Source organism: Streptomyces saintjeani, assembly GCF_055409605.1.
In genome coordinates this window covers 3874933-3897786 of record NZ_CP189624.1, presented here as the reverse complement: position 1 = coordinate 3897786, position 22854 = coordinate 3874933, and the positions used below count along the sequence as shown (strand labels likewise).

The window sequence follows — 22854 nt, the reverse complement described above, 5'->3', positions numbered from 1 at the left end:
GGGCTCACGCCGCGCCGCCCGTCGGGTGACCGGCCGCGCCGCCGCCCCGCTCGGGCCCAGGCCGCTGCCCTGCCCGGGGCCGCCGTCCACCGTCCGCCGGGCGAGCGACTGCCCCGCCCCCCCCACACACCTGCACACGCGCCCTCCCGACCCCCCGTAACCTTGTCCCGTGACCAGCCCCACCCCCGATGCCCTTCTCGGACCCGCCGACATCCGTGAGCTCGCCGCCGTTCTCGGCGTGCGGCCCACCAAGCAGCGTGGCCAGAACTTCGTCATCGACGCGAACACCGTCCGCCGGATCGTCCGGACCGCAGATGTCCGGGCGGACGATGTGGTCGTGGAGGTGGGACCGGGGCTCGGGTCGCTGACGCTCGCGCTCCTTGAGGCCGCCGACCGGGTGACCGTCGTGGAGATCGACGACGTCCTCGCGAGCGCGCTGCCCGCGACGATCGCCGCGCGGATGCCGGCCCGCGCGGAGCGGTTCGCGCTGGTGCACTCCGACGCGATGAAGGTGACCGAGCTGCCGGGCCCCGCCCCGACCGCGCTGGTCGCGAACCTCCCGTACAACGTCGCCGTACCGGTCCTGCTGCACATGCTGGAGATGTTCCCGACCATCGAGCGCACGCTCGTGATGGTCCAGTCGGAGGTCGCCGACCGGCTCGCCGCCGCGCCGGGTTCGAAGGTGTACGGCGTTCCCTCCGTCAAGGCGAACTGGTACGCCGAGGTCAAGCGGGCCGGCGCGATCGGCCGCAACGTGTTCTGGCCGGCGCCGAACGTGGACAGCGGGCTGGTGTCCTTGGTCCGCCGCGCCGACCCGGTCAGGACCACGGCGTCGCGGCAGGAGGTCTTCGCGGTGGTGGACGCGGCGTTCGCCCAGCGCCGCAAGACCCTGCGGGCGGCGCTCGCGGGGTGGGCGGGGTCGGCGGCTGCGGCGGAGACGGCGATCGTGGCGGCGGGAGTCTCGCCGCAGGCGCGGGGAGAGTCGCTGACGGTGGAGGAGTTCGCGAGGATCGCGGAGAACAAGGGGGTCGGTGACGCGGAGGGCGCTGCCGGGAACACCGCCGAGGACACGCCTTCCGGCGACGCCGGGAGCGCGACCGGAACGCCGTAGGCGTCCTGACCGAGGGCGCGAGGCCGTGAAGAACCCCGCGAGCAACATCCCTACCCCGCCGACCCAAGGAGCCCGCGTGAGCGTCACCGTCCGCGTCCCCGCCAAGGTGAACGTCCAGCTCGCCGTCGCCTCGCCCCGTCCCGACGGCTTTCACGACCTCGCCAACGTCTTCCTCGCCGTCGGTCTCTACGACGAGGTCACCGTCACCCCCGCCGACGAACTCCGCGTCACCTGCGAGGGCCCCGACGCCGGTCAGGTCCCCCTGGACCGGACGAACCTGGCAGCCAGGGCGGCGATCGCGCTGGGGGAGCGGTACGGGCGCGGTCCCGACGTACACATCCACATCGCGAAGGACATCCCGGTGGCCGGCGGGATGGCCGGGGGGAGTGCGGACGGCGCCGGTGCGCTGGTGGCGTGCGACGCGCTGTGGGGGACCGGGGCGTCTCGCGAGGAACTGCTCGATATCTGCGCCGAGTTGGGGAGCGACGTCCCCTTCAGTCTCGTCGGTGGTGCGGCGCTCGGCGTCGGGCGGGGGGAGCAGCTGACCCCGCTGGAGGTCGGCGGCGTTTTCCACTGGGTGTTCGCCACGGCCGTACGGGGGCTGTCGACCCCGGCGGTGTACAGGGAGTTCGACCGGCTGACGGCGGACGTCGTCGTACCCGAGCCCGTCGCGTCCCAACCCCTGCTCGAAGCTCTCGCGAAGGGGGATGTCGACGGTCTCGCGGCGACCCTCTCGAACGACCTCCAGCCCGCCGCCCTCTCCCTCTTCCCGGAGCTGAGCGCGACGCTGGACGCGGGCCGTGCGGCGGGCGCGCTCGCGGCGCTCGTCTCGGGGTCGGGCCCGACGACCGCGTACCTCGCCCGGGACGAGGCGGCGGCGGCACGTATCGCGGAACGGCTCGCGGCGTCGGGGACGTGCCGCAGCGTGCGGACGGCCGTCGCACCCGCGCCCGGCGCGACCGTCGTGGCGTGAACTGACCTGTTAGCCAAGGGCTTGTGAAGGGCTCGGGTGGATCTCGCACGTAAGGCGCTGAGCAGCGTAAACATCTTCCCGAATGTTATCCACGCCACAGTAATTTAATGTTCAGCAATGCGGTTCATGGTCCATTTCGCGCCAGTCTGACCGGCCGGAACCGGATGGCAGGATCGGCCACCCCGGCCGAGAGGAAGTCCCGATGGGGCACATGGACCACTTCAGCGCGGGATGGGTCACACCCGTCCTGTCGTATGTGATGGCCTGCGTCGGCTCGGCGCTCGGACTGCGCTGCACGGTCCGCGCGCTGGAGTCCGAGGGCGCGTCGAAGCGCAACTGGCTCGTCCTCGCGTCCGTCGCGATCGGCTCGGGGATCTGGACGATGCACTTCGTCGCGATGCTGGGCTTCGCGGTCGACGGGACACCGATCCGGTACGACGTGCCGCTGACCGTGCTCAGCCTGCTGATGTCGGTGGGCGTGGTCGCGGCGGGCGTCTTCACCGCCGGGTACGGGCGCTCCCGCGTCACGTCGGTGGCGCTGGGCGGGCTCGGTACGGGGCTCGGGGTCGCGGCGATGCACTACACCGGCATGGCCGCGCTGAACCTGCACGGCGAGGTGAGCTACAACCCGGCGCTGGTCATAGCGTCCGTCGCGATCGCGGTCGTCGCGGCCACGGCGGCGCTGACGCTGACGCTGGTCGTGCGGGGGCCGGTGCTGGCGGCTCTCGCCGCGCTGGTGATGGGGCTCGCGGTGAGTTCCATGCACTACACGGCGATGTTCGCGGTCGATATCTCGCTGGCGCCGAGCAGTGCGGCGCTGGCGGGGGTGACGGCGACGCAGTTCATCTTCCCGCTGGCCGTGGTGCTGGGGTCGTTCCTGTTCCTGGCGTCCGCGTACGTCGCGCTGTCGCCGACCGGGGCCGGGCGAAACGATTCGGCAGTGGCGGCGGAGCTGTTGCGCGAGGTCGAGCTGATCACGGCGTGAGCGTTGCCGACATGGCTCGATGAGCCTTTGTGGACCGGGTGCGGTGCCGTATCGGGGGTCGGCGCCGCACCCCTCTTCCTGAGTTTCCCTGAGAGGTCTCCATGCGTATCCCCCGAGCGACCGACCGCCTGCGGCCCAGATCCGTCCGCGCGAAGATCGTCGCCCTCCTGATGCTGCCCGTCGTCTCCCTGATGGCCCTGTGGGGCTTCGCCGCCGTGACGACCGCCTCCAGCATCGGCGACGCCGAACGCGGCAAGGACGTCAACGCCGAACTCCTCGCACCCGTCGGGGAGTTCGTCACCGCCGTACAGGGCGAGCGGACGGCCGCGCTGCGCGGGGACCCCGACGGTTACAAGAAGGCGCAGACGGCCACCGACAGGGCCGCCGCCGTCGTCCTGAAGGGCGTCGACTCCGCCGGCTCCGACGCCGGGCTCCTCGACGCGGCGCTGCCCGCGCGGCTCGGCGCGCTCAAGGGGGACACCGGGGCGCTCACCGCCCTGCGTACGCGTCCCACGTTCGACGGCTACTCGGCGATCGTCCGGCACGGGTTCGCCGTCACCAGCGCGCTCGCCGGCGCCGTACACAGCGCCGACGCCTCCGACGCGCGGGTGCTGCTGGAGCTGGGGCGGGCCCGGGAGGCCGTCGCGCAGGAGCAGGCGCTGCTGGCGGACGGGGAGTTGACGCGCGCCGAGTACGTCCCGTTCGTCGGCGCCGTCGCGAACCAGCGGGAGCTGCTCGAACCGGCCGTCGCCGATCTGAAGGCCGGGCACCGGGCGGAGTACCGGCGGGTGCTCGACGGGGACCGGTACGCGGCCGTGCGCGCCGTCGAGGACCAGGTGCGCGGGACCGGTGCCGTCGCCTCGCTCGGCGGGTGGGACACGGCGGTCGGGCAGGTGCTCAACGGGCTGGCCGACGCCGAGGCGGACGCCGGGATCGCCGCGACCGCCAAGGCGAACCCCTTCGGGTGGGACACGCTCGGGGCGTCCGGGGTGGCCGTGGTGCTCGGGCTCGTCGGTGTGCTGCTGTCGCTGCTCGTGTCCGTGCTGGTCGGGCGGGGGCTGATCGTCGAGCTGCTGGACCTGCGCAACTCGGCCCTTGAGGTCGCCGGGCGGCGGTTGCCGCAGGCGATGCGGCGCCTGCACGCCGGGCAAGGGGTGGACATCGACGCGGAGGCTCCCCTGCGGCGCCTCGTCGGGGACGAACTCGCCCAGGTCGGTACGGCGTTGACGGCCGTACAGCGCGCCGCCCTGAAAGCCGCCTCCGAGCGCGCCGAGCTGCTGAGCGGCATCTCCGGCGTCTACGTCAGCCTCGCCCGCCGCAGCCAGGTTCTCCTCCACCGCCAGCTCGACCTTCTCGCGGCGATGCAACACCGCGAGCAGCATCCGGCCGACCTGCACGACCTGTACCGCGTCGACTACCTCGCGACCCGGATGCGCCGCCACTCGGAGAGCCTCCTGATCCTCTCCGGCATCGCCCCCGGCCGGGGCTGGCGCGACCCCATCCCCCTGACGGACGTCCTGCGCGCGGCCGTCTCGGAGATCGAGAACGCGGACCGGGTCCAGATCTGGGCGACCCCTCGCGTGTCCCTCGCGGGCGGCTCGGTGGCGGACGTGGTGCACCTGCTGGCGGAACTGGTGGAGAACGCCACGTCCTTCTCCCCGCCCTCGACCCAGGTCCACCTCCGCGCGGCCCGCCTGCGGGAAGGTGTCCTCATCGAGATCGAGGACAGCGGGTTCGGCATGAACGAGGACGCACTGACCGAGGCGAACCGCAAGATCCAGTCCGACAAGGTCGACCTTCTCGACGCCAAGCAGATCGGGTTGTTCGTGGTGAACCGGCTGCGCGAGCGGCAGGGGCTGGGGGTGGAGGTCCGGGGGTCCGAGAGCGGTGGGGTGATCGCCGGGGTGTTCATTCCGGAACACCTGATCCGGGACGATATGCCGGTGGGGGAGCGGGGGTTGGCGCCGGCTGTGGGGTTGTTGGGGTGAGGGGGAGCGCGGGGGATTGCGCGCAATTCGGCGTTTCGCTCAGTGCGCGCGCAATCTGCCGCAATTCCCCGTCGCGGCCTCGCTTTCAGGGCGCATTCTGATCTCCGGCAGACTTCGACAGGAGGACAGCATGACGCTGAGGTTCATCGGGACGACCAGCAAGGATGGCGACTGCCCCACCCTGTACGAGATCGAGGGCACGGACGACATCCTCGTACAGGGGGAGAGGGAGACCGACCCAGGGCACTTGGCGCAGCTCAAGGACGTCAAGGAGTCCGAGTCGTTCGTCCGCGTCCCGCGTACGCTGCTGTCCCAGTACGCGCCTCGGCACGAGGCCCCCGAACTCCAGCCGTTCGCGGCCATCTCCGACATGTTCCGCGACTTCGAGCACACCGCCTGGCGCCTGGAAACCCAGCGAGGGTACGCGTCCGACCGCAAGAGCCCCAAGTGGGGCCCGTTCCTCGCCGGTGAGGACATCACGGAGGAACCGGACAATCCCTGGCGTGCGAACGTCCGTGCTCAGACGGCACAGGGCAAGCGTTTCGAACGGGTCCGCCTCGTCGACGAACCGCTCACCCAGGGACAGGAGTTCCTCCTCGCCAGCGCACCCGGAAACATCGCCTCCGGCGAGGACATCCGCAACCTCACCCGAGCCGAGGCCCGGCAACTGAGGCTCCCCGAGTACGACTTCTGGCTCTTCGACTCCAAGACCGTCGTCCGCTTCGTGATCGACGACGAAGACGTCACCCTCGGCGTGTACGTCAGTGAGGACCCGGCCGAAGTCCTCGTCGCCTGCCAGGCCAGGGATGCTGCCTGGCACCACGCCATCCGTACCGAAGAGTTCGCCAGGCAGGTACGTTCGGCCATGTGAGTACGGATTACCAGACCGCCAGAGAATCCCTCGGTGCGCGGCTGCGCGAGCTGCGCATCGAGGCCGGTCTCGACGGCAAAGGGCTGGCAGCCCGGCTCGGGTGCCAGCCCTCCAAGGTTTCCCGGTTGCAGAACGGCAAGCAGACGCCGTCCCCAGAGGACCTGACCGCGTGGGCCCATGCCTGTGGTCGGCCGGACGTGGACGCCGAACTCCAGGGGCTGCTCGCAGGGTTGGAGTCGAAGCAGCGACACCGCTCCTGGCGACGCCAGTTGGCCGGCGGCCACCGGGGCCGTCAGGAAGTCGCGGTGCGCCAGTCCGAGACGACGAAGATGATCCGCGGCCTCGAAGTGACCTGCGTCCCGGGCCTGTTCCAGACACCGGAGTACGCCCGCTGGATGTTCGACACCTTGGCGGAGTTTCGGGGTATCCCCCCGACCACCGAAGGTGCGGTCGAAGCCCGGATGCGGCGCCAGGAGACGCTGTACGACCCGGGAAAAACCTTCCGCTTCCTCCTCTGCGAAGCCGCCCTCTACTACCGCCACTGCCCTGCGGACGTCATGGCCGAGCAACTCGACCGGCTCTACAACCTCGTCGGACAGCGCCGCGTCGAACTCGGCATCCTCCCCTTCGGTGTGCAGATGCGCCAGTTGCCCTCTCATGGGTACTGGATTCATGACCGTCGCCTGGTCGTTGTCGAAACCATCAGCGAAGAGCTGTGGCTCAAAGGGGACGAGGACATCCAGTTGTACGAGCGAGATTGGGACTGGCTAGCCGAATCCGCGGTGTACGGGACGGCCGCTCGCCGACTCATCGGCCGTGCGAGGGCATCACTGGACCCCCTCTGAGCAATCAGCAACAACCCCTCTCACCGATCGAGCAATCACGCGCAATCTGCAAGCCGAGAAGCAACCCAGCCGCCTAACGTCCCGTTCGTGGCCGAAGCCCAAAGCCTTCGCCCCGACCGTGAGAGGCGCCGTATGACCACCACCGCGCTCGATTCCCGCACCGGCCGTTCCCTCGTCACCTCCGCCGAGTTCGAGATGCTCGCCGCGTTCTGCGCCGACGAGTACACCCTCGACCGGCCCCTCGCGGAGCGGGTCGTCGACCAGGCCCTCGCCCTCGTCCACGTCATGGGCACCACCCGCGCCGGCGCCGAGATGGCCCCCTCGCAGCAGGTCGACCCCGGCTGGCACACCCTCGTCCTGCACACCACCTGGTACGCCGCCTGGTGCGAGCGGACCTTCGGCTACTTCCTCCACCACCAGCCCAACAGCAAGACCCGCACCCGCGGCCTCATGAACGACGTCACCACCCGCCTGCGCACCGCCGGGTTCACCGTCGACGACCGCCTCTGGGGCACCGCCGCGAACTGCAACCCGCCCGCCTGCTGCGGCGACGGCCCCTGCTGCTGACCCCCGCCCCCACCCCAGCGGCCCGGCCACCCCCGCCGGGCCGCTCCCACCCCTGCCCGAACGGACACCCCACCGTGCCCACCCACCTCACCGCCACCAGCCGCGTGACCGTCTTCCCCCTGGACACCCTCTCCGTCGCCTACGCCACCCACTCCTCCGACACCCGGGGGCTGGGGGACGTCGGGCTGGTCGCCGTCCTCCATGACGAGCTGAGCGAGGGCGAGGAGCTGTGGAAGCTGGCCGAGCAGCTCGGGGGGCGTAACTCCCTTCAGGATCAGGCGCGTTGGATCCTGACGCAGGCGTACCGGGCTCGGGTCGTGCCGTCGGGGGAGCAGCCGTGCACGGCATGGGTCGCCGTCATCGGGCGGCGGTACGACCTCGGGGCGCTGTTCGCGAACCACGAGGTCCTGATGACCGGCCGGATGACGCTGTCCCCTGCGTGAAGGCGGTCCCGAAAGGGTGACCGACCCGCGCGCACTACCCTGGGAAGCTGCAAACCCCCTGGGCAGGAGAAATATGGCCGTCAACCTCGTCAATGTCGAGAACGCCAGCAAGGTGTACGGGACGCGTGCGCTTCTGGACGGGATCTCGCTGGGGGTGTCCGAGGGGGACCGGATCGGGGTCGTGGGGCGGAACGGGGACGGGAAGACCACGCTGATCCGGATGCTGGCCAAGGTGGAGGAGGCCGACACCGGGCGGGTCACCCACTCCGGGGGGCTGCGGCTGGGGGTGCTGACCCAGCACGACTCGCTCGACCCTTCCGCCACCGTGCGGCACGAGGTCATCCGGGACATGGCCGACCACGAGTGGGCCGGGAACGCGAAGGTCAGGGACGTACTGACCGGGCTGTTCGGGGGGCTGGACCTGCCCGGGTTCCCGCAGGGGCTGGACACCGTCATCGGGCCGCTGTCCGGTGGGGAGCGGCGGCGGATCGCGCTCGCGAAGCTGCTCATCGAGGACCAGGACCTGATCGTGCTGGACGAGCCGACCAACCACCTCGACGTGGAGGGGATCTCGTGGCTCGCGCGGCACTTGCAGAGTCGTAGGTCCGCGCTCGTGTGCGTCACGCACGACCGGTGGTTCCTCGACCAGGTGTGCACGCGGATGTGGGACGTCCAGCGCGGCGCGGTGCACGAGTACGAGGGCGGCTACTCGGACTACGTCTTCGCGCGCGCCGAGCGGGAGCGGATCGCCGCGACCGAGGAGGTCAAGCGGCAGAACCTGGTCCGCAAGGAGCTGGCGTGGCTGCGGCGGGGGGCGCCGGCGCGTACGTCCAAGCCGCGGTTCCGGATCGAGGCCGCGAACGCGCTGATCGAGGACGTGCCGCCGCCGCGCGACTCCAGCGAGCTGATGAAGTTCGCGTCGTCGCGGCTCGGGAAGACGGTGTTCGACCTGGAGGACGTGACCGTCCAGGCCGGGCCCAAGACGCTGATGAAGCACATCACGTGGCAGCTCGGACCCGGCGACCGGATCGGCCTCGTCGGGGTGAACGGCGCGGGGAAGACGTCGCTGCTGCGGGCGCTCGCGGAGGCGTGGCGCACGGGCGGGGAGGACCAGCCCGCCGCCGGGCGGGTCGTCGTCGGCAAGACGGTCAAGCTCGCGTACCTGTCCCAGGACGTGACCGAACTCCCGCCCACGCTACGGGTGGTGGAGGCCGTCCAGCAGGTCCGCGAGCGCGTCGACCTCGGCAAGGGCCGCGAGATGACCGCCGGGCAGCTCTGCGAGACGTTCGGCTTCAACAAGGAGAAGCAGTGGACGCCCGTCGGCGACCTCTCCGGCGGTGAGCGGCGCCGGCTCCAGATCCTGCGGCTCCTCATGGACGAGCCCAACGTCCTCTTCCTCGACGAGCCCACCAACGACCTGGACATCGAGACGCTCACGCAGCTGGAGGACCTCCTCGACGGGTGGCCCGGCTCGATGGTCGTCATCTCCCACGACCGGTTCTTCGTCGAGCGCACGACCGACCGCGTGTTCGCGCTGCTGGGGGACGCCAGCCTGCGGATGCTGCCGCGCGGCATCGACGAGTACCTGGAGCGCCGGGCGCGGATGGAGGAGGCGGCGGCCGTCGCCGTTCCGGTGCCGCAGAAGCCGGCCGGCTCCGAGAAGAGCGCCGCCGACCAGCGTGCCGCGAAGAAGGAACTCCAGAAGATCGAGCGCCAGTTGGACAAGGTGTCCGCGGCCGAGACCAAGCTCCATGCTCAAATCGCCGAGAACGCCACCGACTTCGCGAAGGTCGCCGGACTCGACGCCGAGCTGCGGGCGTTGGGCGCGGAGCGCGAGGAGCTGGAGATGCGCTGGCTGGAACTCGCCGAGGACGCGTGACGCCGCGCAGAGCGCCGGAGCATGCGGTGAAGGGCGCGTGAAGGCGCGTAACGGAGGCATCACGGCGCCGTCCACCCTTGGATACAGGGGTGGATCTGTCCCGTTCCGCCGTCGGGGGCCAGTGATAGAAAGGGCCATCTGACACGTCCGGTGCGTGGCCGGAAAGCAGTGAACTCATGGGGGAACAGATCGATGGCTCAGCCGCCGCCGAACGACGGGCACAGCAACGCGCCGGGGGGCGGCTTCGGGCCACCGCCGGGTACTACGCCTCAGGGTGGGGGGTACGGGGTACCAGGGCCGTACGGTGCTCCGCCGCAGCCGGGGTACGGCGCGCCTGAGCAGCCCCCTGGTTACGGCGCTCCCCAGCAGCCGGCTCAGCCCCCCGTACCCCCGCAGGGCTACGGGTACCCCCAGCCCGGCCCCTACCAAGTCGGCCCGTACACCCCCCAACCTCCCTACGGCAACCCCCCTCAGGGCTACGCCCCCTATCCACCCCCGCAGCCCGCCTCCAAGCGCAGGCCCGCACTCATCGTCGGTGCCTCCGTGGCCGCTCTCCTCGTCGTCGGCGGGACCGTGTACGCGGTGACCGGAGGCGGCGGCGACGACAAGAAGCCCGTCGCCCACGAGAGCACCGGCCCCACCCCCTCGTCGTCCTCCTCCTCCGACGCCCCCGTCAACCCCGGTGACGGCGAAGGCGACGGCAAGGCGGAGACCACCGACTTCAACGCCTCCCGCAAGGCCGGCGAGGCCAAGGTGCTCTGGTACAAGGAGGCCCCGGACACCCCCGCCGACGGTGCGGACGCGCCCGGCATGTGGTTCACGGGGACGACCGCGGTGAAGGCGGCGTACAAGGAACTCGTCGCGTACCAGGTCGCCGACGGCAAGCCCGCGTGGCCGACGGTCACCCTCCCGCAGAAGATCTGCGCGGCGACCCGCCAGCAGACCGCCGACGGCAAGGTCGTCGTCGCGTACATGAGCGGGGTCAGCAGCCGGGCCCAGTGCAACCAGCTCCAGCAGATCGATCTGCGGACCGGCGCCAAGGGGTGGACCGTCAAGGTCCCCGACGGCAAGCTCTTCGACAGCGCGTCCAGCATCAGCCTCTCGCTCGCCGGGAACACGGTGATGGTCGCGCGTTCCCAGTCCGGCGCGGCGTACGACGTACGGACCGGCAAGGCGCTGTACGAGAAGGAGAAGTACGGCGACGCGTGCTTCCCCTCGGCGTTCGCGGCGTCCGCCACCCGCCTCATCTCCGTCGCCTCCTGCGACGCGCTCGGCAAGAACGAGCACGCGGAGATCCAGGAGCTGAACCCGGCGACCGGCGCGGTCAGGTGGACCCGGCCGCTGGACAAGGGCTGGGAGGTCGAACGGGCCTTCTCCGTCGACCCGTTGGTGATCTACAGCACCCAGGACGACAAGAACCTGATGAACATCGCCGCGTTCAAGGCGGACGGCGGGGTGCGCTCCCAGGTCGGCTTCGACCTGAAGGTCGGTACGGACTGCGGCTGGGACCTGTTCCACCGCGACCTCACGGGCTGCGGCGGTACGGCCGCCGACGCCAACACCCTCTACCTCCCCACGGACTCCGGCAGCGACCCCAACGAGATCGTCGCCGTCGACCTCGCGACGGGCAAGGAGAAGTGGCGGGTCAAGTCCCCCGGCGAGGGCCCGATGCTCCCCGTCCGCACGGACGGCACGAACCTCGTCGCGTACGTGGAACCGTCGTACGACACCCCCGGCCGGGTCGTCGCGATCCCGACGACGGGCACGGCCCACACCCCCTCGACCCTCCTCCAGCTCCCGGCGAGCACGGCGAAGATCGAGAACGGCTTCACGTCACGGGACATGGCCTGGCTGGACGGCCGCTTCTACCTCTCCAGCACCCGCATCACCGGCAACGACGACACCCGCCAGAAGCTGATGCTGGCGTACGGCAAGTGAGCGGCGCGAGCGAGCCGACCGGCGTTCCGAGTCGCCCGGCGCGGCTGAAGCCGTGGCGCGTATGAACCGGGCCCGCCCTCCACGTCCCCTCCCCACCCGAGTCTTTTCCGAGGTACCCACACCATGACCCAGCCCCCGCAGGGCCCGGCCTCCGACAACCCGCCGAACCAGCCGCCGGCCTTCGGCGCACCCCAGGGGCCGCCGCCGGGATATCCGCCGAACGCCCCGACGGGCCGGCCGCAGGCACCGGCCTCCGGCGCACCCCAGAACCCCTCCGCACCCCAGAGCCCCCCGGCGCCGCAGCAGCCTCCGGCCTTCGGCCAGCCGCAAGGGGCTCCGGCGCAGGCGCCCGCGTACGGCGCGCCCCAGAATCCCCCGGCGCCCGCGTACGGCGCGCCTCAGAATCCCCCGGCGCACCAGAGCCCTCCGGCGGCCCCGTCGCAGCCTCCTGTCGGACCCCCGGCGGGTTCGCCGCAGCCCCCCGCCGGGCCTCCGGCCGCGCCGCCCGGGTACGGCTACCCGCAGCCCTCGCCCCAGCCCGCGTACGGATACCCCGCCCCGGCGGGGTACGGCTACCCGGGGCAGCCCGCCCCGGCGTACCCCTCGCCGCCCACCACCCCCATGCACGTCGAGCCCAGCGGTGACAACGGGCTGAAGGCTCAGATCCTCATCGTCGCCTCCGCGCTCGTCGCCATCGCGTTGATCATCGGTGGCGGGGTCTGGTACTCGGACTCCAAGTCCCCCCAGAACGAGGCGAAGAAGGACGACAAGCCGAGCGCGAGCCCGGTGAGCGGGACCGGGGCCGGCGGCACGGAGAAGGCGCCCGCCGATCCGCAGGGGAAGATGCTGTTCCAGCTGCCCCTCCCGACCGTCGCCAAGGGCGAGAGCGCCGACACCGACGGCTCCTGGGTCACCGACAAGGTGTACGCGAAGTCGGGCATCTCCGAGGTCAACGGGTACGACCTCGACAAGGGGGCGAAGCTCTGGACCGTCAAGCTCCCCGGCCCGGTCTGCGGCGCCGCGCACTGGCTCAGCAGCGACGGCACCAAGTCCGCGATCCTGTTCAAACCCGCCGTCCCCACGAAGGACAAGTACCAGCCCTGCAACCAGGTCGGCGCCCTCGACCTCGCCAACGGCAAGCTGCTGTGGACGAAGACCGCGCAGGCCGGCGACTACCCGCTCAGCTTCGACGCCGTCACGGTCAGCGCGAACACGGTCGCCGCCAGCGGCACCAGCGGCGGCGCCGCGTTCGACATCGCCACCGGCAAGCCGCTGTGGCAGCCGAAGACCGCCGACACCTGCACGGACCGGGGCTACGGCGGCGGCCCCAAACTGGTCGCCATCCGCAAGTGCGGTGACTACGACAACCCGACCCTCAGCGTCCAGACCCTCGACCCCGTCTCCGGCAAGGTCCTCTCCGAGTACAAGCTGGCCCCCGGCATCGAGTACGCGAGCGTCGTCTCCACCGACCCGCTGGTCGTCGGCGCGGACGTCGGCGACAGCGCGGGCGACGGCAGCTCCCTGTCCGACCTGTTCTCGATCGACGGCGCGACGGGCCAGCTGCGCGCGCGGATCTCCGTACCCGGTGCCGACTACGGCGCCGAGTGCGAGATCTCCGAGGCCGACGGCTGCAAGGGCGTGATCGCCGGGGGCGACCGGCTGTACATCCAGACGGAGGACAACTCGGGTTCCAGTACGAAGCAGATCGTCGCCTTCGACGTCCTCACCGGCAAGCAGACCGGTCAACGTGCGGACGGCGGCGAGGACTTCGACCTCTACCCGCTGCGCATGGACGGCAAGAACCTGATCGTCTACAAGAGCGGGCCTTACGACAAGGGCGGCCAGGTCCTCAGCGTCGACGGGACCACGTTCAAGCAGACGGTCCTGCTGAAGAACCCGGACGACAAGGCGAGCGTGGACGCGGAGACGGACATGTCGCCGGGGTTCTCGGAGATCCTGTTCGACCGGGGGCGGCTGTTCCTGTCGCAGACGTATGTGAGCGGAAGCGACAAGGACGAGCAACTGGTGATCGCGTACGGAACCGGTTCCTGACCGTTTTCCGCCACGGCCCCGCACTCTTCGTACGCCTGCGTGCGACGGGAGCGGGGCCGTTGCCGTACCCTTCCCCCCTCGTGGATAAGAGGATTTTCGGCGATCCGGGGCACTTCTCACGTGTAGGGGGAGCGCGGCGTCGAACAAGCGTGTAGCTTCCGGGGTCATGCAAGGCGGGGGCCCCGGGGGGAGTCCTCGCGTGAAACTGTCCGGGTTGGGCATCCATGGGGGGACTGGGGGGTTGCTCGATGGGAGTGCGGCTGATGGTGGTCGATGACCACCGCCTGCTCGCCGAGGCACTGGCCTCGGCGCTGAAACTGCGGGGCCACCGGGTCCTCGCCGCGGCGGCACCGGCCGCGGGCGCGGCGGAGCTGGTGATCACGCGGTCGCCGGAGGTGTGCCTGCTGGGTACGGCTTCGCCCGCGGAGCCGGGTACGTTCGACCCGGTCGTCCGCATCAAGCGTGAGCGGCCTCAGGTTGCCGTGCTGGTTCTGGGGCCCGTTCCCAGCCCTCGCGGGATCGCTGCGGCGTTCGCTGCGGGGGCGTCCGGGTACGTCCGTCACGACGAGCGGATCGAGGGTGTGGAACGCGCCATCATGAAGGCGCGTGCGGGGGAGGCTGCGGTGGCTCCGCAGCTGTTGCAGAACGCGTTCAGTGAGCTGCTCAATCCGGCTGCTCAGCCGGATGACGAGGGGCAGCGGTTGCTGCATCTTCTGACGCCGCGTGAGGTGGAGGTTCTCGTGCGGGTGGCGGACGGGGAGGATACGCGGCTGATCGCTGCGGGGATGGGGATTGCGCCGTCCACGGCACGTACCCATGTCCAGCGGGTTCTGATGAAGCTGGGGGTGGGGTCGCGGCTGGAGGCCGCTGCGTTGGCTGCTCGGACGGGGTTGTTGGATCGGGCGGGGGCGCAGGGGGGTTGAGGGTGGGTCGGGGGTGCCGGGGGTGCGGCGAGCCCGTCGCGGGTGGTGTTGGCCGGTGGGGTAGACCGAGCCGTGGGGTGGTGTCTTCGTAAGCGACGGGCTGCGCCGCACCCCCGGCACCCCGCTCCCCGCCGTGCGCGGCTCTCCCGCCGTTGGGGGTTCACTGTGTCAACTCCGGGCGTTCTGCTTGTAGTTGTACCTCCGCCCACACCATCAGGCCCCTGCGGGTCCTGCATGTGCCCCAGCGGGTTGCGATCGCGTCCGTGATCAGGAGGCCCCTGCCGTGTTCCTCGTCCGGGGTGAGGGTGGGGCAGGTGAGGAAGGGGTGGCCGGTGCCCTCGTCCGTGACCGTGAGGACGGCTGTGGTGGGGGTGAAGGTGCAAGTCAGGGTGATCGTCGTGCTCTTGGTGTGCTCCAGGGCGTTCGCGACCAGTTCGCCGGTGACGATCTCCAGGTCGTAGGCGCGGGGTGGGGGGAGGTGGTGGGTTTCGGCTGTTGTGCGGATGTGGTGGCGGGCCTTGCGGGCGGAGGTGAGGTCCGTGCCGGGGAGGGTGAGGGTGGTGGTTGGGGGGAGGTGGGGGGTGGGGTCTACGAGGGTGAGGCCGAGGCGGGCTGCCATGCGGGAGGCGGGGCCGTTGGGGGTGTCCGTGAGGACTAGGGCGGGGTGGTCGTCGTCGCCGTGGCTGATCAGCACATCAACTCCTGGGGCGGGGTTGGAAGTTGGCGGTCGCCTGAAGGTAAGAGTCCTCCTGGGCAAGGTTGCCCGCAAGCTCCGTCACCTGAAAGAGTGCCTTTCAGGAAACCGGACGCCAATAGTTCCGCTCGGCAGTACTCTCCGCGCCAGGAGGTGTAACCATGACCGACGCCCAACCCAACCTGCACAGAAGGCGTTTGGGGATCGAACTCCGCGCACTGCGCAAGGCGACGGGCATGAGCCTGTCCGAGGCCGCCGAACGCCTGTGCCTCTACGGCGGGCCGGCGCTGAGCAAAATCGAGAACGGCAAGCAACGGGTCCCCGGCATTGCGCTCGCGGGGTTCTTCGAGGTGTATGGCCTCAAGGACAAGGGTCGGATCGAGAAGATCCGCAAGCTGGCGTCACTGGCGAACTCGGGCAAGCGCGTCACCCTCCTTGAGCAGTACCCCCAGTCCGTGCCGGACCCCTTCGCCGAGTACCTCCACCTGGAAGAATTGGCGTCCAAGAGCGAGACGTTCACGTGGATGGTCCCCGGTCTGCTTCAGACGCCCGACTACGCCCGCGCGATCGTGGAGCGCGGACGCCAGTGGCGCAGCACCCGGGAACTCAACAACTTCGTCGAACTGCGCATGGCCAGGCAGGAAGCGCTGGCGCGGGATAACCCGCTCCACCTGTGGTCCGTCCTCGACGAGTGTGCGCTCCACCGGGAGGTCGGCGGGCGGCAGGTGATGAAGGCTCAACTTGAACACCTGCTCCAAGTGACCGAGGAACACGAGCACGTGGCGCTCCAGATACTGGCTTTCGCCTATGGAGCTCATGCGGGCATCGACGGGCAGTTCCATCTGCTGCACTTCTCTGTCGGCGCACCCGTGATCGCGGTCTACTCGCTGACAACATCGCTGTACTTGGAGGAAGATAGCGATGTTGGGCCCTACGAGATGGCGTTTAGCTATCTCCGAGGCGAGGCGCTCAGCACGGAAGCCTCACAGCGACATATCCACGATCTGATCAAGGACCGCTACACATGAACAAGAAGATCGACCTCACCGACGCCACCTGGGTCAAGAGCAACCTGAGTGACGGCAGCAACAACTGCCTTGAGGTCGCCTTCATCGAGGGCGTGGTAGCCCTCCGCGATTCGAACGACGTCGGCGACTCCGACGCCAAGGTCCTCATCATCTCCGAAGACGACTACCGCGCCTTCACCGGCGGCGTCGCCCAGGGCCAGCGCAACCTCCTCCTGCCCTAACCCCACCCCGAGGAACGCCCATGTGGATCAAGAGCAGCTACAGCGACGGCAGCGACAACTGCCTCGAACTCGCCCTCCACCAAGGCAAAGTAGCCCTCCGCGACTCCAAGGCCCCCGACCTCGGCACCCTCACCGTCCCCGCCGCCTCCTTCGCCGCCTTGCTCAAAGACCTGACTCAAGGCCGACGTGACCTGTGACCCGACGGGGTCCGTGCTTCCACGGACCCCGCACTCGGACGGGGATGTGACCCCGTGGCGCGGTAGCGTTGCGTTCCATCCAGGGAAGGACAGGGTCCGTTCCTGAACGGACGGAAGGAAGGCCCGCTGCCATGACCGCACACCCCATCGGCGAGCCACCGATCCCTCCCCTGCGCACCATCGGCGAACTCCGGGCCGCACTGACTATGGGCTACGGCTTTCCCGGCGACGCCGACGACTTCGAGGCCGAGCTGGCTCGCGAGATCAACCACGCCGACCCGGCGGACCTCACTGGCATCGTCCGTCTGGTGGAAGAGTTCCGAGGGCGGATCGCTGCCCGGCAGGACCCGGCGTTCGACGCGGCCGTCAGCGCGGCGGTCGCGGAGATCCAGGCGGCTCGGAGGACGGCGGAGTGACCGACGCACCGCAGCCGACCATCGCCGAGATCACGCATGAGGCGCGTTCCCGCTGCGAGGCCATCGGGTCGGGATCGCTCGAAGCCGTCGAGGCACTGCGGGCGGAGTTGGAGAAGACTCCGGCGCTCGGCCGCCGAGCCCACAGTGCCATCGGCGGGATGAAGCTCTACACGACCAGGATCGAGGGCACGGACTCCCGCCCGCCCCTGACCGTCACCTACGTCTACGACGCCCCGCCACCTGAGCCCGGCATCGTCCGCATCGCTCTGGTGACCCCGGCGCTGTTCTCGTAACCGAGGAAGCACCCACGTAGACGTTCTCGGCACGCCGGCACTGGAGGCCGAGTTCGTACAGGTTGTTCAGGGTGCCCGCCCCCGAGGAGCAGGCACCCTCACCTCACGCCGAACCCGAACCCGGCCCCGTGTCCCCCTCCTCCGGCAGCGCCCGCGTAGGCCGCACCCACAGCCACACCAGGAAGAACACCCCCACCCCCAGCATCCCCACCCCCGTCCACAGATTGATGTTGATCCCCTGGGCCTTGTCGATCTCCGCGTCGCCGTCCGTTAGGCCGGTGATTGTCACGATCACCCCGTACAGGACGAACAACCCCCCGATGATCCGCCGCAGATCGAAGATGCGCGCGGCGGTCGTGGACTTCCCCTCCAGCTCCGTCACCTCGCGGTGGACGTCTTTTTCCGAGTAGTGGTCGGACATGGCGAACCTCTCAGAAGGAGAACGGGATGTAGCAGGCGGCGGCGATGACGACGGCGCTCCAGCCGAGGAGGGCGGGGCGGCGGTACCACGCGTCGTCCCCGGCGCCGGGTGCCTCGGAGGTGCCGGGGGATTTGGTCCCGTACACCAGGCCCTGGAGTTCCGCCTCCGGCTTCGGCGCCGTGAACAGGGACACGGCCACCATGACCACCGCCCCCGCCACGAACCCGGCGATCGCGGAGACGAAGTTCGCGCCCTGGTCGGTCGGGATGCCGATGACGTCCTGCTTGTAGAGGACGAAGTAGTTGATCATCGCGGCGGTCGTACCGGCGAGCAGCCCCCAGAACCCGGACTTCGCGGAGGCCCGCTTCCAGAACATGCCGATGATGAAGACGACGAACATCGGCACGTTGAAGAAGGAGAACAGGGTCTGGAGGTAACTCATGATGTTGGAGAAGGAGGACGCGAGGAACGCCGTCCCGACCGAGGCCGCGACCCCGATCGCGGTGATGAGCCGCCCGAAGCGGACGTAGTACGCGTCCTCCCGGTCCGTGACGACGTACTTCTGCCAGATGTCGGTGGTGAACACGGTGTTGAAGGACGACACGTTGGCCGCCATGCCCGCCATGAACGCGGCGAGCAGCCCGGTGACGGCGATCCCGAGCACCCCGTTGGGCAGCAGTTGTTCCATCAGGTACGGGATCGCGTCGTTGTACTGGAGGTCGGACCCGGACGTCCCGATCTTCGGCACCAGCACCGCCGCCACCAGCCCCGGAATCATCACGAGGAACACCATGAAGATCTTCGGGAACGCGGCGATGAGCGGCGTCCGCCGAGCGGCGGAGAGGTTCTTCGCGGAGAGCGCGCGCTGCACCTCGGCGAAGTTCGTCGTCCAGTACCCGAAGGACAGCACGAACCCGAGCCCGAGGACGATGGTCAGCCAGTTGGCGCCGAGGGGGTTGGCGGACCCGATCCCGGTACCGCCCCAGGCGCTGACGAAGTCGTCCCCGTGCGTGGCCTTCAGGGAATCCGTCAGCCCGCCCCACCCCCCGACCTTCTTCAGCCCCAGCACGGACAGCGGGATCAGCGCCGCGAGGATCACGAAGAACTGGAGCACCTCGTTGTAGATCGCCGAGGACAGCCCGCCCAGCGTGATGTACGCGAGCACGAAGAACCCGGCGACGAGGACGGCCACCCACTCGGGCCACCCGAGCAGCGCCTCGACGACGATGGCGAGGGCGTACAGATTGACCCCGGCGATGAGGATCGCGGCGAACGCGAACAGCGCCGAACTCAGCAGATGCGCCCACTTGTCGAACCGCAGGAGCAGCATCTCGGGGACGGAGCGCACCTTGGAGGAGTAGTAGAAAGGCATCATCACGAGCCCGAGGAACACCATCGCGGGGATGGCGCCGATCCAGTACCAGTGGACGGTGTACGCCCCGTACTGCGCGCTGTTCGCCGCCATCCCGAGGATCTCGGTCGCGGCGAGGTTCGCGGAGATGAACGCGAGCCCGGTGATCCAGGCGGGCAGCGAGCGCCCGGAGAGGAAGAAGTCGAGACTGGTCTTCACGGAGCGCCGGGCCGCGAACCCGATGCCGAGGACGACGACGAAGTAGATGCCGAGGATCGTGTAGTCGAGCGCGTTGACGGGGAGCCGCAGCTCGGTGGCGAGCGGAGTGGGGGGATACACAGGAGGGCCCTTTCAAGGGTGACCGGATGTGTGTGTTTGTGGTTTGATGTGTTCGGTTATGTTTGATGGTTCTAGCTGTGCTGGTGCACGGATGGGGAGTCGAAGGTGAAGAAGACCTCGACCCGGCTGGCCGACGGTCGTGAGCTGATCTACTACGACCTGCGGGACGACACGGTGCGCGACGCGGTGGACCGCCGTCCGCTGGACCGCACCGTCACCACTTCGGAGGTACGCAGGGACCCCCTGCTCGGCGACCAGGTCGCCATCGCCTCGCACCGGCAGGGGCGGACGTACCACCCGCCGGTCGACCAGTGCCCGCTCTGCCCGACCAAGGGCGCCGACAACCTGAGCGAGATCCCGGACTCGTCGTACGACGTCGTCGTCTTCGAGAACCGCTTCCCCTCGCTGGCCGGTGACTCGGGCCGCTGCGAGGTGGTCTGCTTCACGTCCGACCACGACTCGTCCTTCGCCGACCTCACCGAGGACCAGGCGCGCCTGGTCCTGGAGGCGTGGACCGACCGGACGTCGGAGCTGTCGCATCTTCCTTCCGTCCAGCAGGTCTTCGCCTTCGAGAACCGGGGCGAGGAGATCGGGGTGACCCTCGGCCACCCCCACGGGCAGATCTACGCCTACCCCTTCACCACGCCCCGCACCGCCCTCATGCTGCGCCAGGTCGCCGCGCACAAGGACGCGACCGGTGGCGAGAACCTCTTCGACGCCGTGCTGGAGCGGGAACTCGCGGACGACCGCGTAGTCCTGGAGAGTGAACACTGGGTCGCGTTCGTCCCGTACGCCGCGCACTGGCCGTACGAGGTACACCTCTACCCCCGTCGTAGGGTCCCGGACCTGCTCGGGCTCGACGAGGACGCGCGCACAGAGTTTCCCAAGGTCTATCTGGAACTCTTGAGGCGCTTCGACCGGATCTTCGGCGACGATCAGCCGGTGACGCCGTACATCGCCGCCTGGCACCAGGCGCCGTTCGGCCAGCTGGAGGAGTTCGACGGGGTCAGCCGCGACGACTTCGCGCTGCACCTGGAGCTTTTCACGATCCGCCGTACGTCCGGCAAGCTGAAGTTCCTCGCGGGCTCCGAGTCGGGCATGGGTGCGTTCATCAACGACATCTCTCCGGAGCGCGCGGCCGAGCGACTCCGAGAGGTAGCGAGTTCATGAGCAAGTACCTGGTCACGGGCGGTGCGGGTTACGTCGGCGGCGTGGTGGCCCAGCACCTCCTTGAGGCCGGCCACGAGGTGACGGTCCTCGACAACCTCTCCACCGGCTTCCGCGAGGGCGTCCCGGCGGGCGCGGCCTTCATCGAGGGCGACATCCGCGACGCGGGCAAGTGGCTCGACGACTCGTACGAGGCCGTCCTCCACTTCGCCGCTAGCTCCCAGGTAGGGGAGTCGGTCGTACACCCCGAGAAGTACTGGGAGAACAACGTCGGCGGCACGATGGCGCTGCTCGGCGCGATGCGCGAGGCGGGCGTACGCAAACTCGTCTTCTCGTCGACGGCCGCCACGTACGGCGAGCCCGACGTGGTCCCGATCCCGGAGACCGCCGTCACCAAGCCGACCAACCCCTACGGCGCCACCAAGCTCGCGGTCGACTACATGATCACCAGCGAGGCGAACGCCCACGGTCTCGGCGCGGTCTCCCTGCGCTACTTCAACGTCGCGGGCGCGTACGGCGCCCAGGGCGAGCGGCACGACCCCGAGTCGCACCTCATCCCCCTGGTCCTCCAGGTCGCCCAGGGCCGCCGCGAGGCGATCTCGGTGTACGGCGACGACTACCCGACCCCCGACGGCACCTGCATCCGCGACTACATCCACGTCGCGGACCTGGCCGACGCGCACCTCCTCGCGCTGAAGGCGGCCGAGGCGGGCGAGCACCTGATCTGCAACCTCGGCAACGGCGAGGGCTTCTCCGTACGCCAGGTCATCGACACCGTCCGCAAGGTCACCGGCCACCCGGTCCCCGAGATCGTGGCCCCCCGGCGCGGCGGCGACCCCGCCGTCCTCGTCGCCTCCGCCGCCACCGCCCGCGAGAAGCTGGGCTGGCAGCCGTCCCGCGCGGACCTCGCCGGTATCGTCGCCGACGCGTGGGAATTCGCACAGCAGATTTCGAAGGAGAGCTGAGTTGTCCGCACAGCAGGTCCGGGACGGCTTCGAGGAGTTGTACGGCACGGCCCCGGAAGGCGTCTGGGCGGCGCCCGGCCGCGTCAACCTCATCGGCGAGCACACGGACTACAACGACGGCTTCGTCATGCCGTTCGCTCTCCCGCACACGGCGATCGCGGCGGTGTCGCGGCGCGAGGACGACCGGCTGCGGCTGCACTCGGCGGACGTGGACGGCGGTGTCGTCGAGCTCTCGGCGCTGGAGCCCGGCACCGACACCAACTGGACCGCGTACCCGGCGGGTGTGGTCTGGGCGCTGCGCGAAGCGGGCCACGCGGTCCGGGGCGCGGACATCCACCTGACGTCCACGGTCCCCTCGGGCGCGGGCCTGTCCTCCTCGGCGGCCCTTGAGGTCGTCGTCGCGCTCGCCCTGAACGACCTCTACGAACTCGGCCTCCAGCGCTGGCAGTTGGCCCGCCTGTGCCAGCGCGCCGAGAACGTCTACGTCGGCGCCCCCACCGGCATCATGGACCAGACCGCGTCCGCCTGCTGCGAGGAGGGCCACGCGCTCTTCCTCGACACCCGCGACCTCTCCCAGCGGCAGATCCCCTTCGACCTCGCGTCCGAGGGCCTGCGCCTGCTGGTCGTCGACACGCAGGTCAAGCACGCCCACAGCGAGGGCGAGTACGGCAAGCGCCGGGCGGGCTGCGAGGAGGGCGCGGCGATCCTGGGCGTCACGGCCCTGCGGGACGTCCCCTACGCCGAGCTGGACTCGGCGCTGGCGCGGATCGAGGACGAGGAGATCCGCCGGCTGGTGAAGCACGTGGTCACCGAGGACGAGCGGGTGGAGCGGGTCGTCGCGCTCATGACGTCCGGCGCGGACGCCCGCGCGATCGGCCCGGTCCTGGTGGAGGGGCACGCCTCGCTGCGGGACGACTTCCGCATCTCCTGCCCGGAGCTGGACCTGGTCGTGGACTCCTCCCTGGCGGCGGGGGCGTTGGGCTCCCGCATGACCGGCGGCGGCTTCGGCGGCTCGGCGATCGTGCTGGCCGAGGAGGCGGACGTCCCCGGGATCACGAAGGCCGTCGAAGAGGCGTTCGCGGCGGCCGGGTTCACCGCGCCGCGCGTCTTCGAGGCGGTTCCGGCGCCGGGGGCTCGGCGCCTGGTCTGAGCGGTACGCGAAAGCGGCCCCGCGCTGGTGTGCGCGG

The 22854-nt window shown here is 70.0% G+C and carries 23 protein-coding genes; 20 read left to right on the top strand and 3 right to left on the bottom strand.

All coding sequences use genetic code 11. From position 1 onward, the window contains the following. Positions 1 to 169 precede the first annotated feature (169 nt). The 12 genes from rsmA to ACQCO7_RS17485 all read left to right on the top strand — a co-directional run bounded on the left by rsmA (position 170) and on the right by ACQCO7_RS17485 (position 14575). Positions 170 to 1111 (top strand): 16S rRNA (adenine(1518)-N(6)/adenine(1519)-N(6))-dimethyltransferase RsmA, encoded by a 942-nt coding sequence (rsmA, locus tag ACQCO7_RS17540; protein WP_464072729.1) that lies wholly within the window; start codon positions 170 to 172, stop codon positions 1109 to 1111. A gap of 76 nt (positions 1112 to 1187) precedes the next feature. Continuing rightward, positions 1188 to 2084, top strand: a complete 897-nt coding sequence (locus tag ACQCO7_RS17535; protein WP_464072728.1) for a 4-(cytidine 5'-diphospho)-2-C-methyl-D-erythritol kinase — start codon at positions 1188 to 1190, stop codon at positions 2082 to 2084. 202 nt (positions 2085 to 2286) lie between these two features. Further along, positions 2287 to 3069, top strand: a complete 783-nt coding sequence (locus ACQCO7_RS17530) for an MHYT domain-containing protein (protein ID WP_464072727.1) — start codon at positions 2287 to 2289, stop codon at positions 3067 to 3069. 101 nt (positions 3070 to 3170) lie between these two features. After that, positions 3171 to 5057 carry a sensor histidine kinase gene (locus tag ACQCO7_RS17525; RefSeq protein WP_464072726.1) on the top strand — a complete coding sequence of 629 codons (1887 nt, stop codon included), beginning with the start codon at positions 3171 to 3173 and terminating at the stop codon, positions 5055 to 5057. Positions 5058 to 5187: 130 nt separating this feature from the next. Next, positions 5188 to 5928 (top strand): DUF6879 family protein, encoded by a 741-nt coding sequence (locus ACQCO7_RS17520; RefSeq protein WP_464072725.1) that lies wholly within the window; start codon positions 5188 to 5190, stop codon positions 5926 to 5928. After that, positions 5925 to 6773, top strand: coding sequence for a helix-turn-helix domain-containing protein (locus ACQCO7_RS17515; protein ID WP_464072724.1), 849 nt, complete (start codon positions 5925 to 5927; stop codon positions 6771 to 6773). Before ACQCO7_RS17520 ends, ACQCO7_RS17515 begins: the two co-directional genes overlap by 4 nt. A gap of 132 nt (positions 6774 to 6905) precedes the next feature. Continuing rightward, a complete protein-coding gene (locus ACQCO7_RS17510) occupies positions 6906 to 7340 on the top strand; it encodes a glycine-rich domain-containing protein (RefSeq protein ID WP_464072723.1) in 435 nt (144 codons plus the stop codon). Positions 7341 to 7414: 74 nt separating this feature from the next. Further along, entirely contained in the window at positions 7415 to 7783 is a 369-nt protein-coding gene (locus ACQCO7_RS17505) for a hypothetical protein (protein WP_464072722.1), read from the top strand. Positions 7784 to 7856: 73 nt separating this feature from the next. Then, entirely contained in the window at positions 7857 to 9662 is a 1806-nt protein-coding gene (locus tag ACQCO7_RS17500) for an ABC-F family ATP-binding cassette domain-containing protein (protein ID WP_464072721.1), read from the top strand. Positions 9663 to 9854: 192 nt separating this feature from the next. Then, on the top strand, positions 9855 to 11600 hold the full coding sequence (locus ACQCO7_RS17495) for an outer membrane protein assembly factor BamB family protein (protein ID WP_464072720.1): 1746 nt from the start codon (positions 9855 to 9857) through the stop codon (positions 11598 to 11600). 123 nt (positions 11601 to 11723) lie between these two features. Beyond that, positions 11724 to 13652, top strand: a complete 1929-nt coding sequence (locus ACQCO7_RS17490; protein ID WP_464072719.1) for an outer membrane protein assembly factor BamB family protein — start codon at positions 11724 to 11726, stop codon at positions 13650 to 13652. Between the two features lie 248 nt (positions 13653 to 13900). Then, positions 13901 to 14575 (top strand): helix-turn-helix transcriptional regulator, encoded by a 675-nt coding sequence (locus ACQCO7_RS17485; RefSeq protein ID WP_464072718.1) that lies wholly within the window; start codon positions 13901 to 13903, stop codon positions 14573 to 14575. 160 nt (positions 14576 to 14735) lie between these two features. On the opposite strand, the gene ACQCO7_RS17480 is transcribed toward ACQCO7_RS17485, so the two are convergent. Beyond that, a complete protein-coding gene (locus ACQCO7_RS17480) occupies positions 14736 to 15269 on the bottom strand; it encodes an ATP-binding protein (RefSeq protein ID WP_464072717.1) in 534 nt (177 codons plus the stop codon). 161 nt (positions 15270 to 15430) lie between these two features. Here ACQCO7_RS17480 and ACQCO7_RS17475 point away from each other — a divergent pair, with 161 nt between their 5' ends. The 5 genes from ACQCO7_RS17475 to ACQCO7_RS17455 all read left to right on the top strand — a co-directional run bounded on the left by ACQCO7_RS17475 (position 15431) and on the right by ACQCO7_RS17455 (position 17424). Beyond that, complete coding sequence (locus ACQCO7_RS17475) at positions 15431 to 16297, top strand: helix-turn-helix domain-containing protein (RefSeq protein ID WP_464072716.1); 867 nt, start codon at positions 15431 to 15433, stop codon at positions 16295 to 16297. Then, a complete protein-coding gene (locus tag ACQCO7_RS17470; protein ID WP_464072715.1) occupies positions 16294 to 16518 on the top strand; it encodes a DUF397 domain-containing protein in 225 nt (74 codons plus the stop codon). Before ACQCO7_RS17475 ends, ACQCO7_RS17470 begins: the two co-directional genes overlap by 4 nt. A gap of 20 nt (positions 16519 to 16538) precedes the next feature. Then, positions 16539 to 16715 carry a DUF397 domain-containing protein gene (locus ACQCO7_RS17465; RefSeq protein WP_464072714.1) on the top strand — a complete coding sequence of 59 codons (177 nt, stop codon included), beginning with the start codon at positions 16539 to 16541 and terminating at the stop codon, positions 16713 to 16715. Positions 16716 to 16846: 131 nt separating this feature from the next. Further along, a complete protein-coding gene (locus ACQCO7_RS17460) occupies positions 16847 to 17131 on the top strand; it encodes a hypothetical protein (protein WP_464072713.1) in 285 nt (94 codons plus the stop codon). Continuing rightward, positions 17128 to 17424 (top strand): hypothetical protein, encoded by a 297-nt coding sequence (locus tag ACQCO7_RS17455; RefSeq protein ID WP_464072712.1) that lies wholly within the window; start codon positions 17128 to 17130, stop codon positions 17422 to 17424. The genes ACQCO7_RS17460 and ACQCO7_RS17455 overlap by 4 nt, the downstream gene beginning before the upstream one ends. A 103-nt stretch (positions 17425 to 17527) precedes the next feature. On the opposite strand, the gene ACQCO7_RS17450 is transcribed toward ACQCO7_RS17455, so the two are convergent. Further along, a complete protein-coding gene (locus tag ACQCO7_RS17450; protein WP_464072711.1) occupies positions 17528 to 17845 on the bottom strand; it encodes a hypothetical protein in 318 nt (105 codons plus the stop codon). Between the two features lie 10 nt (positions 17846 to 17855). After that, positions 17856 to 19535 carry a sodium:solute symporter family protein gene (locus tag ACQCO7_RS17445; RefSeq protein WP_464072710.1) on the bottom strand — a complete coding sequence of 560 codons (1680 nt, stop codon included), beginning with the start codon at positions 19533 to 19535 and terminating at the stop codon, positions 17856 to 17858. Positions 19536 to 19640: 105 nt separating this feature from the next. On the opposite strand from ACQCO7_RS17445, the gene galT reads away from it, so the two are divergent. The 3 genes from galT to galK are packed head-to-tail and all read left to right on the top strand — an operon-like array spanning position 19641 to position 22817. Next, complete coding sequence (gene galT / locus ACQCO7_RS17440) at positions 19641 to 20705, top strand: galactose-1-phosphate uridylyltransferase (RefSeq protein WP_464072709.1); 1065 nt, start codon at positions 19641 to 19643, stop codon at positions 20703 to 20705. Next, positions 20702 to 21667, top strand: coding sequence for a UDP-glucose 4-epimerase GalE (gene galE, locus ACQCO7_RS17435; protein WP_464072708.1), 966 nt, complete (start codon positions 20702 to 20704; stop codon positions 21665 to 21667). The genes galT and galE overlap by 4 nt, the downstream gene beginning before the upstream one ends. Position 21668: 1 nt before the next feature. Further along, on the top strand, positions 21669 to 22817 hold the full coding sequence (gene galK / locus ACQCO7_RS17430) for a galactokinase (protein ID WP_464072707.1): 1149 nt from the start codon (positions 21669 to 21671) through the stop codon (positions 22815 to 22817). Positions 22818 to 22854 lie beyond the last annotated feature (37 nt).